7 protein-coding genes and 1 rRNA gene are annotated in these 11,325 nt (G+C 57.7%); all 8 read left to right on the top strand.

Annotated elements, in window-relative coordinates:
• The first annotated feature begins 11 nt into the window (after positions 1-11).
• Positions 12-1,088, top strand: a complete 1,077-nt coding sequence (locus CGS49_RS02595; RefSeq protein ID WP_242975333.1) for an alpha/beta hydrolase — start codon at positions 12-14, stop codon at positions 1,086-1,088.
• A gap of 16 nt (positions 1,089-1,104) precedes the next feature.
• Positions 1,105-2,181 (top strand): alpha/beta hydrolase, encoded by a 1,077-nt coding sequence (locus CGS49_RS02600; protein WP_242975334.1) that lies wholly within the window; start codon positions 1,105-1,107, stop codon positions 2,179-2,181.
• Positions 2,182-2,243: 62 nt separating this feature from the next.
• A complete protein-coding gene (locus CGS49_RS02605) occupies positions 2,244-3,578 on the top strand; it encodes a DNA recombination protein RmuC (protein ID WP_097800368.1) in 1,335 nt (444 codons plus the stop codon).
• A 109-nt stretch (positions 3,579-3,687) separates the two neighbouring features.
• Positions 3,688-4,869 carry an FprA family A-type flavoprotein gene (locus CGS49_RS02610; RefSeq protein WP_097800369.1) on the top strand — a complete coding sequence of 394 codons (1,182 nt, stop codon included), beginning with the start codon at positions 3,688-3,690 and terminating at the stop codon, positions 4,867-4,869.
• 139 nt (positions 4,870-5,008) lie between these two features.
• Complete coding sequence (locus CGS49_RS02615; protein WP_097800370.1) at positions 5,009-6,610, top strand: glucosyltransferase domain-containing protein; 1,602 nt, start codon at positions 5,009-5,011, stop codon at positions 6,608-6,610.
• Positions 6,611-6,993: 383 nt separating this feature from the next.
• A complete protein-coding gene (gene pheS, locus CGS49_RS02620) occupies positions 6,994-8,016 on the top strand; it encodes a phenylalanine--tRNA ligase subunit alpha (protein ID WP_097800371.1) in 1,023 nt (340 codons plus the stop codon).
• A 19-nt stretch (positions 8,017-8,035) separates the two neighbouring features.
• Positions 8,036-10,447, top strand: a complete 2,412-nt coding sequence (gene pheT / locus CGS49_RS02625) for a phenylalanine--tRNA ligase subunit beta (protein WP_097800372.1) — start codon at positions 8,036-8,038, stop codon at positions 10,445-10,447.
• Between the two features lie 542 nt (positions 10,448-10,989).
• Positions 10,990-11,325: ribosomal RNA gene (locus tag CGS49_RS02630) — 16S ribosomal RNA — on the top strand; the annotation flags it as partial.

An 11,325-nucleotide genomic window follows, 5' to 3' on the forward strand; every position in this document is an offset into this window, starting at 1 on the left:
GAGAAAATGAAATGAAGCAAATGCTCCGCATGGCGGCGGTGTGCATTGGCCTGCTGCTGGTGATCGCGCTGCCGGTCTCGGCGGCAGAATACGGCGCACCGGAGATCACGCCGAAGACCACGATGAAGCAGCTGCGGGAAAACCCCAGCATCAAGGGTTCCGGGCTGTATACGTATGTCTATATCTGGGAGCGTGACTGCGACCTGCTGCGGCACAGCAAGGACAACGACACCATGGAACAGGTGATCGGCACCGAGTCGGTCAACAGCTGTGTGGCCGGGATGAACTACCTGATCGAGACCTACAACGCCGGGACACAGATCACCTACAAGCTGTTCAGCCCGGAGGAGATCGCGCAGGACGCCAGCCGTGACCGTGCCGAGCTGTATTATTTCCCGGCCGAGCAGCCGGGCGCAAAGTACGCCGTGGTGCTTTCCGGCAACGCACTGTTCTACAGCGGCGAGATGCGCGGCGGCGTTTCCACGGCGTGGGAGCTGCACCAGCAGGGCTATGCGGTGTTTGCGCTGCGCTACCGCATCGGTCTGGACGCCACGGACAATGCCCCGCTGGAAGACCTTGGCCGGGCCATCCAGTTCATCACTGCGAATGCCCAGCAGTTCGGCGTGCAGACGGAGGATTATGCGCTGGTGGGCTATTCTTCCGGCGGGCAGATCGCAGGCATCTTTGGCGGCAAAGAGCTGGGCTACCCGAACTACGGCGTGCCGAAGCCCGGTGCGCTGCTGCTGGCGTACCCCATCAACAATTTTTATGAGACGAAGCCGCTCTACCATGTTCTGCTGGATACAGATGCGCTGGAACGGCGGTACTACGATTACAACATTTCCGACTGCGTGGATGCGGATTACCCGCCCACTTACTTCTGGTATGGTCAGGACGATATCCTGCTGATCGCGTTCAATTACTGGCAGCAGGGCCCGGCGCTGCACAAGGCTCTGGAAACGTATGGCGTGCCTTATAAGGAAAGCGTCTACCGCCATGCGCCCCATGGTGTCGGCATCGGGGAAGGCACCGACGCCGAGGGCTGGGTGCAGGAGGCGATTGCCTTCTGGGAAGAACAGTGTGCATAAAAACGGAAAAGGAGCGATGAATGTGAAGCGGAAGATCATGGCGGCGCTGCTCAGTGCCGGCCTTTTGCTCCTGCTGCTGCCGGCGGCGTTTGCAGCGGAATACGGCGAAGCCAATATCACGCCCCAGACCACGATGGGGGAGATCCGTTCGAACCCAAGCATCGCGGGTTCGGGCCTGTGGACCTATGCAAAGGAGCAGAAACTGCAGGGCGCTGAAAACCTGCTGAACGGCCAGACGCTGGAAAAATATGTGGGCAGCTGGGTGGCGCAGGACTGTGCCGACGGCCTGAACCTGCTCATTGAAAACTACAACGCAGGCGTGCAGATCACGTATAAGATCTATTCCGAGCAGGAGATCGCTGAGGACAGTTCCCGGAACGACGCAGAGATCTACTATTACCCGGCCAGCACGCCCAACGCAAAGTATGCGCTGATCCTTTCCGGAAATGTGGTGACCCGCACGGCGGAAGTAAAGGAGTGCGTTTCCACCGCATACCAGCTGCACCAGATGGGCTATGCGGCCTTCGTGATGCGCTACCGCATCTACCCGGACAACGATCAGAATGCACCGCTGGACGATATTGCCCAGGCGGTGCAGTACATCACCGACCACGCCCAGCAGTTCGGCGTGCAGGCGGAGGACTATGCCGTGATCGGCCACTCTGCGGGCGGCCAGCTGACCGGCCTGTTCGGCTCGGATGCGCTGGGCTACAAAAATTACGGCCTGCTGAAGCCGGGTGCGCTGATCCTGGCGTACCCCATCGTGCAGTATGCAGAAGTGACGCCGGCCTACCGGCTGGGCGTTGACGGCCTCTCCTGCGGAAAGTTCTACTATGAATACAGTGTGGCGGACGTGATCACCGAAGATTACCCGCCGGTGTATTTCTGGTATGGCAAAAACGATACCACCCTCATGATGCTGTGCTGGAACCTGCAGGAGCCTGCGCTGGCAAAAGCACTGCAGGCAAATCAGGTGCCGCACAAGCAGGTGGTTTACAACGATGCGCCCCACGGCATCGGCCTGGGCCGCGGCACCGACGCGGAAGGCTGGCTGAACGACGCCGTCGCCTTCTGGGAAGCACAAACCACATAAACAAAAACGCAGATCCGGGCTTTGCACACCGCACAGCCCGGATTTTGCAATGGGAGAAAAACATGGAATTATTAGCAGTTCTTTACACCTTTCTTCTGGTGACCATCTGCCTGCTGCTGGCGCTGATGCTGTACCGCACGGCAAAGCCCACGGCCAACCGGGATGACGCCGCGCTGAAGGAATGGCTGCGCCAGCAGCTGGACGCGCAGAATCAGCAGATGGAAGCCAAACTGGCCGAGATGTCGCAGCAGAACCTTGCCGCCATGGGCCAGATCAGCGAAACGCTGCAGTCTTCGGTGCAGAGCATGAGCGCGGCCCTCACCGCCGGGCAGGGCACCCAGCAGCAGACCATGGAGCAGCGCCTGCAGGGGCTGGAAGCTTCCAACGCCCGCAAGCTGGAAGAAATGCGCCGCACCCTGGCCGAAGGCATGACTGCCCTGCAGGCCCAGAATGCCCAGAAGCTGGACGAAATTCGTCATACGGTGGATGAACAGCTGCAGGACGCCCTGCAGAAGCGGGTGACCGAGAGCTTCAAGGCAGTCAACGACCAACTGGAGCAGGTGTACAAGGGCCTGGGCGAGATGCAGAATCTTGCCGCCGATGTGGGCGGCCTGAAGCAGGTGCTTTCCGGCGTGAAGACCCGCGGCATCCTGGGCGAGATTCAGCTGGGGGCCATCCTGGAAGAAATCCTGGCCCCGGAGCAGTACGACACCAATGTGGCCACCATCCCGGGCAGCACCCAGCGGGTGGAGTACGCCATCAAGATGCCGGGTGTGGACGGTGGTACGGTGTGGCTGCCCATTGATTCCAAGTTTCCCGGCGACACCTATGCCCATCTGCAGGATGCGCAGGCTTCCGGCGACGCGCAGGCCGTGGAGAACGCCCGCCATGCGCTGGAACTGGTGCTGCGGGCCGAGGCCAAGGATATCCGCGAAAAGTATGTGGAGCCACCCTACACCACGGCCTTCGGCATCCTGTTTTTGCCCTTTGAGGGCTTGTATGCCGAGGTGGTGAACGCGGGTCTGCTGGAAGTGCTGCAGCGGGATTACCAGGTGAACATCGCAGGCCCCAGCACCATGGCCGCCCTGCTCAACAGCCTGCAGATGGGCTTCAAGACGCTCGCCATCCAGAAGCGCTCCGGCGAGGTTTGGCAGCTGCTAGGCGCGGTCAAGACCGAGTTCGACAAGTTCGGGCAGGGGCTTTCCAAGATGCAGCAGCGCCTGCGCCAGACCGACGAAGAACTGGATAATCTCATCGGCGTGCGCAGCCGTGCCATCAGCCGCAAGCTGCGCGCTGTGCAGACCATGGACGAAAGCGCCGCTGCCGCCCTGCTGGAACTGGATACCGAGCCGGGCAGGCCGGTAGCGGCAAAGCTGCCGGAAAATGGGGAAGAATAATATCTCTTGCGAAATTTCTAACAATGTGCTATAATAGGAACTGTTCTTAGAAACAACCGCCGCAGAAACGCGGCACTGCATAAAATTATAAATAAGGAGACCGAGCGTTATGAGTGTAAACAAGATCAGTGAAGCTATTCTGGGCGTTGGTGTGGATGATACCACCATCGACCTGTTCGAGAGCCAGTACCCGGTGCCCACCGGCGTGAGCTATAATTCCTATGTCATTCTGGACGAAAAGACCGCCGTTCTGGATACCGTGGATGCCCGCGCCACTGAGCCTTGGCTGAAAAACCTGACCGAAGCTCTGGCAGACCGTAAGCCGGATTATCTGGTGGTCTCCCACATGGAGCCGGACCACGGTGCCAACATTGCAAAGCTGGCGGCACTCTACCCGGAAATGCAGGTGGTGGGCAACGCCAAGACCTTCCTGTATATGGAGCAGTTCTTTGGTGCCGATGCCATTGCCAAGGAGCGCCGTGTAGTGGTGAAGGACGGCGAGAGCCTGTGCCTTGGCACCCACACCCTGACCTTTGTGTTTGCACCCATGGTGCACTGGCCGGAGGTCATGGTCAGCTATGAATCCACCGAAAAGGTGCTGTTCTCCGCGGATGGTTTCGGTCGCTTTGGCGCTGTGGCAAAGTTTGACGAAAAGGCCGACTGGGCCAGTGAAGCCCGCCGCTACTACCTGAACATCGTGGGTAAATACGGCCCGCAGGTGCAGGCGCTGCTGAAAAAGGCCGCGGCTCTGGACATCCAGACCATCTGCCCGCTGCACGGCCCGGTGCTGACCGGAGATCTGGGCAAGTACCTGAACTACTACGACATCTGGTCCAGCTACAAGCCCGAGGAGCCGGAAAAGATCCTTGTGGCAAGTGCTTCCATCCACGGCCACACCCGTGCAGCAGCCCACCTCATGGCCGAAAAGCTGCGTGCAAAGGGCGCAAAGGTCGTGGAGATGGACCTGACCCGCACGGATGTGTCCTATGCCGTCACCGAGGCGTTCCGCTGTGGCAAGATCGTGCTGGCCTGCGCCACCTACGACGGCTTCCTGTTCCCGCCGATGGAAAATCTGCTGACCCACCTCAAGACCAAGAGCTTCCAGAACCGCACGGTGGGTCTGATGGAGAACGGCACCTGGGCCCCCATGGCCGCAAAGCTCATGCGCGCCGAGCTGGAAGGCATGAAGAACATCACGGTCTGCGAGAATGTGGTCACTATCCGCAGTGCAGCCAACGCTGCGGCGGAAGCCCAGATGGACGCGCTGGCCGCGGAGATCGTGGGAAAGTAAAACGTTCTTTTGAATAAAAGCAATCCCCCGTTGGAAAAGTGAATTCCAGCGGGGGATTTTTGTAAGCCTTGTATTTGCGGTATTTTTTGGTATACTGAAACATGAAATTCGACAAAAGACTGTGTGTGGAGGAAATGGAATGGAAGAACTACTGCGGAAAGAGAGCGTAAAGGATAAAAAGCGATGCACGGCAAAGCAGGATCGAATTTACTTTCTTGGGATGCTGGGCTTTGCAGTGGTCGTTTATTTCCCGCTGATCAGTCAGCGGCTGGTCAATACATACGATGGCCTGTGGCATGGCGCTTATTATATGGGCGGCTTCTGGGAACTTTCCATCGGAAGATGGCTTTTGCCGGCAGTGGATTTTCTTCGTTTTGGGATTCAGACTGAACCGATCAATGCGTTGCTGACCCTTTCAATGATAGCGCTTGCTGTTGCGATGCTCCGCAGGCTGTTTGCCGTGAACGATAAGCCGATGACCTGGCTTGCAGGTATGGGGTTCGTTTCCGGTGCAGTCGTCGGTGTGTGGCTGTCGTACCGGTATACGTCACCGATTTTCGGGCTTTCCTTTTTGCTGTCGGCTGCGGCAGCCGATCATGCGACCCGGACAGAGCATATCGGAAAGGCAATTGGCGAAAGTGCCGTGCTGCTGGCGTTGAGCTTGGGACTCTATCAAGCAAATCTGGCGTGCTTCTGCATGATTTTGCTGGCATATCTGCTCCGGCTGCTGTTCCGGGCGGAAGGAAAGAAGCAGGTGCACGCGCACATTGCAAAGAGTCTTGGCAGTGCAGCGTCCGGAATGATTTTATACTGGCTGGTGCTGAAGCTGGTCCTTCTGGCATGCGGCCAGCAGCTTGCAAGCTACAATGGCGCTGCAGAAATTTCAGTGAAAAGCATTTTGCTGGGTCTGCCTGGCGGCATTCTGCAGGCATACCAACTGTTTGCAACTTATTTTTTCCAGAACATCTATCGGCATAACACTTTGCAGACGTTTGGATTATTCATTGTCGTTCTGGCTGTGATCGGTGTGGGGTTCCTTCGCCGCTTTGCACAGATCGTCCGCAGGAAAGACCTGGAGGGAGCACTGCTGTGCATGGCGGCAATGCTGGTGCTGCCGCTTTCCTGCAACATGATGATGCTGATCAGCAGTGAAGCGGCCTGGCGGATGCAGATGGGAGCCGGGCTGGCGCTGTTTGTGCCGCTGTGTCTGTTGCTGCTGGCAGATGATCGCCCGGAACAGGAGCATGACAGCAAGGTGCGGTGGCTGGTCCTTGTACTGGCAGTGCTGATCGTGTATGGGAATGTGTATATGATGGCGACGGATCAGGAAGCCATGCGGCAGGGCCGTGAATCGCTGCGGGTGATGTCGGACCGGATCGTGGATGACCTGATGGATTTGGGCTATTTTGATGAGGGCAGCCAACCCACAGTAATGATCGTGGGAAGACCCAGTTCCAACCCGAGTTTCCTGAAAACACCGCTTTATACATCGGCCAACAAATATGCACAAATGGGCCGTTTCTGGCTGGCACCGGAGTGTGCGGCCCTGTCCTGGCAGGGCGTGTTTGAACAGATCACGCCGGTGAATATCACGTTTTGCAGTTACGATCAATACGTAGAATTGCTCAGCACAGAAGACATCGAAGCGCTGCCGCTTTACCCGCAAAAGGGCTACATTCAGCAAGCGGGAGATGTGGTGATCGTAAAAATTTCCGAGGACTATCGGGTTCTTGAAGACTGACACCCCTTGCAAACTTTCCCGAAATGTGGTAGTATACATTTGGTTATGAACCTGAATACTCCCAAACGCAGCGACGGAGAGAGTAGGTTTGCGCCGCACGGCAAAGAGAGAAGCTTCACCGGCTGAAAGGGCTTCCGTGTGCGGGCTGGCTGAAGTTCGCTCCTGAGCGGTCTGTGCGAAACAGCAGTAGTACAGAACGGATGCGCCCCGTTACGGCGTTCTGAGAGCCGCCCGGCAGTCCTGTGTGGGCGGAAACCGGGTGGTACCGCGGAGCAGAAAAATTTACAGCTTCGTCCCTTGTGTCTGGCCTTTGGCCGGGCAGGGGACGGAGCTTTTTTGTTGCACTCCGCTCAGAAACAAGAAGAATAAAGGAGAGAACATCCATGCAAGCAATGATCGACGAGCTGGCAAAACAGGCTGCGGAAAGCCTTGGTCAGGTCTCCAGCAAGGAAACGCTGGCATCCTTCTGGCAGGAATACCTCAGCAAAAACGGCAAAATTCCCGCTCTGATGAAGAACCTGCGCACCGTCGCCCCCGAAGAACGTCCCGCCATGGGCAAGATCATCAACGAACTCAAGGCTAAGGTGCAGGCAGACTATGACGCTGCCGCTGAAAAGGTGAAGGAAGCAGAGCTGGCTGCCCGCAACGCCGCCGAGATCGTGGACATCACCCTGCCCGCCAAGACCCGCCCCATGGGCGGCCTGCACCCGCTGACCCTGATCACCAACCAGATCATCGACGTGTTCTCCGGCATGGGCTTTTCGGTGGGCACCTTCCCGGAGATCGAGGACGATGACCACAACTTTACCCGCCTGAACGTGCCCAAGGATCACCCGGCACGCGACATGCAGGACACCTTCTACCTGTCGGAGGAGTTCCTGCTGCGTACCCAGACTTCCGGCGGCCAGATCCGCACCATGGACGTTCAGAAGCCGCCCATCAAGATCCTGATGCCCGGCCGTGTGTTCCGCTCCGACTCGGACGCTACCCACAGCCCCATGTTCCACCAGATGGAAGGTCTGGTGGTGGATAAGGGCATCACGCTGGGCGACCTGCAGGGCGCACTGAATACCTTCGTGCAGAAGCTGTTCGGTGCCGACACCCGCACCCGCCTGCGTCCTTCTTACTTCCCGTTCACCGAGCCCAGCGTTGAGGTGGACGTGAGCTGCTTCGAGTGCCACGGCAAGGGCTGCCCGCTGTGCAAGCACACCGGCTGGATCGAGGTGCTGGGCGGCGGCGTCGTCAACCGCAAGGTGCTGGAGAACTGCAACATCGACCCGGATGAATACTCCGGCTTCGCTTTCGGCATCGGCATCGAGCGTATCGCCATGCTGAAGTACGGCATCAACAACATCGGCCTGATGTTCGAGAACAACCTGCAGTTCCTCAAGCAGTTCCACGAATAAGAGGGGAGAGAACAGAACAATGAAAGTACCTTTCAGCTGGTTAAAAGAATATGTAGACATCGACGTCACCGCGCAGGAACTGGAGGAGAAGCTGTTCTCCTGCGGTTTTGAAGTGGAAGAACTGATCCCGCTGGATGCAGGCATCAGCAAGGTGGTCGTCGGCAAGATCGTGGAGATGGAAAAGCAGGAGGGCACCCACCTGACCAAGTGTGTGGTGGACTGCGGCGACTACGGCCACGACATCCGCATCAGCACCGGTGCCACCAACATGAAGCTGGGCGACTGCGTGCCTGCTGCTCTGGATGGTTCTACTCTGCCCGGCGGCATCAAGATCAAGGCCCGCAAGATGCAGGGCGTGGAGTCCAACGGTATGCTGTGCTCCGGCGAGGAGCTGGGTCTGAATGATGACCTGTTCCCGGGTTCTGAGGTGTACGGCCTGCTGATCCTGCCCGAGGACTCCGTCCCCGGCACCGACATTGCCCCGGTGGTGGGTCTGGATGACTACATCTTTGATATCTCCATCACCGCAAACCGCCCGGACTGCCAGTCCGTCATCGGCATTGCCCGCGAGGTGGCCGCCATCCTGAACAAGCCTCTGCACATGCCCGCCATGGACTACAAGACCGTCTGCGACGCCGACGAGCCGATCACCGTCAAGGTGGAAGCTCCCGACCTGTGCCCGCGCTACATGGCACACTATGTGCGCAACATCCGTATGGGCGAGTCTCCCCGCTGGATGAAGCGTCATCTGGCTCTGTGCGGCCTGCGTTCCATCAGCAACGTGGTGGATATCACCAACCACACCCTGCTGGAAATGGGCCAGCCCATGCACGCTTTCGACCTGAACAAGGTCGCTGGCCGCACCATTGATGTGCGCCGTGCACACGAGGGCGAAAAGATCGTCACTCTGGACGAGAAGGAGTTCACCCTGAACCCCAACAATCTGGTTATCTGCGATGCTGAAAAGCCGGTGGCTCTGGCCGGCATCATGGGCGGTGCAAACTCCGGCATGGACGAGAACACCACCAGCCTGCTGTTCGAGTGTGCTACCTTCGCCCGCGACTGCGTGCGTAAGACCAGCCGCGCTCTGGGCCAGAACAGTGATTCCTCTGCCCGCTACGAGAAGGGCGTGGACCGCCACTCTCCTGAGCTGGGCCTTGCCCGTGCCCTGCACCTCATTCAGGAACTGGACTGCGGCGACATCACCACGCTGGAATACGACCTGACCGATGGCCGCCCGCTGGAGCGCAAGCACATCGTGACCACCCCGGCCAAGATCTGCGGCGTGCTGGGTATCACTGTGCCCGACCAGACCATGATCGATATCCTGCAGCGTCTGGAGTTCACTGTAGATGTACAGGCCGACGGCAGCTGGGATGTGTCCGCACCCCTGTACCGCGATGACGTGGAAAGCTTCCCGGATCTGGCCGAGGAGGTCATCCGTGAGTACGGCTACGACCATATCGTGCCCACCTTCCTGAACACTGCTTCTGTCACCAACGGCGGCCTGAACTACGACCAGAAACAGCAGCTGAAGACAAAGCGTCTGCTGGCGGCTCAGGGCTTCTATGAGGCATCCACGCTGGCCTTCTACTCTAATGCTGAGCTGGATATGCTGCATATCCCGGCGGACGACGAGGCTCGCAAGGCCATCCGCATCCTGAACCCCATCAGCGAGAACCTGTCCATCATGCGCACTCTGCTGGCACCCTCCATGCTGAACGTCATCGTGGACAACCTCAAGAAGGGCAACACCGAGGGCCGTCTGTTCGAGATGGCACCGGTCTATCTGGCCAAGGAGCTGCCCATCAACGAGCATCCCCACGAGCGCCAGACCCTGTGCATTGGTGCATTCGGCCCCGAGGAGGACTTCTTCACCGTCAAGGGTGCACTGGAAGCACTGGCAGCCGGCTTCGGCCTGACCTTTGATTATCAGCGCGAGACCGCCGCATGGCTGCACCCCGGCATCAGTGCCGCTGTGTATTGCAACGGCAAGCGTCTGGGCGTGTTCGGCAAGCTGGCCAACGAGATCAACGGTGAGCTGGAGATCGCAAAGGATCAGAAGGACAGCCAGAATATCTATCTGGGCGAGCTGGACTACGAGGCGCTGATGTCCTGCGTAGAGGGCGAGCTGCGCTATCAGCCGCTGAGCCCCTATGCCGCCGTCAAGCGCGACCTGGCACTGGTCTGCGACGAAAAGACCACCTGCGGCGAGATCGAGGAGACCATCAAGAAGGCCAGCCCGCTGGTGAATGAGGTGAAGCTGTTCGATATCTACCGCGGCGCAAACCTTGGCGAGGGCAAAAAGAGCATGGCGTTCACCCTGTCTCTGTCCGACCCGAAGAAGGAAGTTTCTGCGGAAGAAGTGGAGCGCGTGGTCAAGAAGATCCTCGGTAACCTGAAGTTCAAGCTGGGCATTGAGATCCGCTAAACGCTTATAATATAAGTAATTATATATAGACCTAAGGCCGTCTGTGCAGTGCATGGACGGCCTTTTTGTATGGGGAAGAGGGGGCTGAGCACAATATAAGTGAAGCAGACGCAATTTTCTTTTAAAAAAGATGTCAAAAAGTGTTGACAAGTGCCCCGGGATGTGGTATTATACTTGAGCGCCAAGCGCTGAGGCAAAAGAATGACTTCTTCAAGTTCAGCACGAAGCCCTTGAAAAGAACCAATGAACGTCAAGAAAGGCCGGTTAGCGCCGAGAAACTCTTGAACGATTCAAGTTCAGAAAGTTCAAAAGCTTCGAAAAAAGACTTGACAAAAAACCACTTCGGTGGTAAAATAAACAGGTCGTCAGCCGAACGGCTGAGGCGCACAGGACCTTGAAAATTGAACAATATCGAAAAACTTGTAAGGAACCTTTATGTGTTTGGAAAACACTTAAAACAATTCCAAAAGTAATTCACACAGGACGCAAGCGATTGCGTGCTGAGCGAACAAGATTTAACACTTTAAAAGTGATAAATATCATTTATAAAGAGTTTGATCCTGGCTCAGGACGAACGCTGGCGGCGCGCCTAACACATGCAAGTCGAACGAGCGAGAGAGAGCTTGCTTTCTCGAGCGAGTGGCGAACGGGTGAGTAACGCGTGAGGAACCTGCCTCAAAGAGGGGGACAACAGTTGGAAACGACTGCTAATACCGCATAAGCCCACGACCCGGCATCGGGTTGAGGGAAAAGGAGCAATCCGCTTTGAGATGGCCTCGCGTCCGATTAGCTAGTTGGTGAGGTAACGGCCCACCAAGGCGACGATCGGTAGCCGGACTGAGAGGTTGAACGGCCACATTGGGACTGAGACACGGCCC

The sequence above is a fragment of the Faecalibacterium langellae genome, from assembly GCF_002549775.1.
Lineage (GTDB): Bacteria > Bacillota > Clostridia > Oscillospirales > Ruminococcaceae > Faecalibacterium > Faecalibacterium langellae.

Bases quoted from the DNA above. Each gene is read 5' to 3' on its own strand.
- pheT (WP_097800372.1), top strand. From the start codon at position 8,036: ATGAAAGTACCTTTCAGCTGGTTAAAAGAATATGTAGACATCGACGTC.
- CGS49_RS02610 (WP_097800369.1), top strand. From the start codon at position 3,688: ATGAGTGTAAACAAGATCAGTGAAGCTATTCTGGGCGTTGGTGTGGAT.
- pheS (WP_097800371.1), top strand. From the start codon at position 6,994: ATGCAAGCAATGATCGACGAGCTGGCAAAACAGGCTGCGGAAAGCCTT.
- CGS49_RS02605 (WP_097800368.1), top strand. From the start codon at position 2,244: ATGGAATTATTAGCAGTTCTTTACACCTTTCTTCTGGTGACCATCTGC.
- CGS49_RS02615 (WP_097800370.1), top strand. From the start codon at position 5,009: ATGGAAGAACTACTGCGGAAAGAGAGCGTAAAGGATAAAAAGCGATGC.
- CGS49_RS02600 (WP_242975334.1), top strand. From the start codon at position 1,105: ATGAATGTGAAGCGGAAGATCATGGCGGCGCTGCTCAGTGCCGGCCTT.
- CGS49_RS02595 (WP_242975333.1), top strand. From the start codon at position 12: ATGAAGCAAATGCTCCGCATGGCGGCGGTGTGCATTGGCCTGCTGCTG.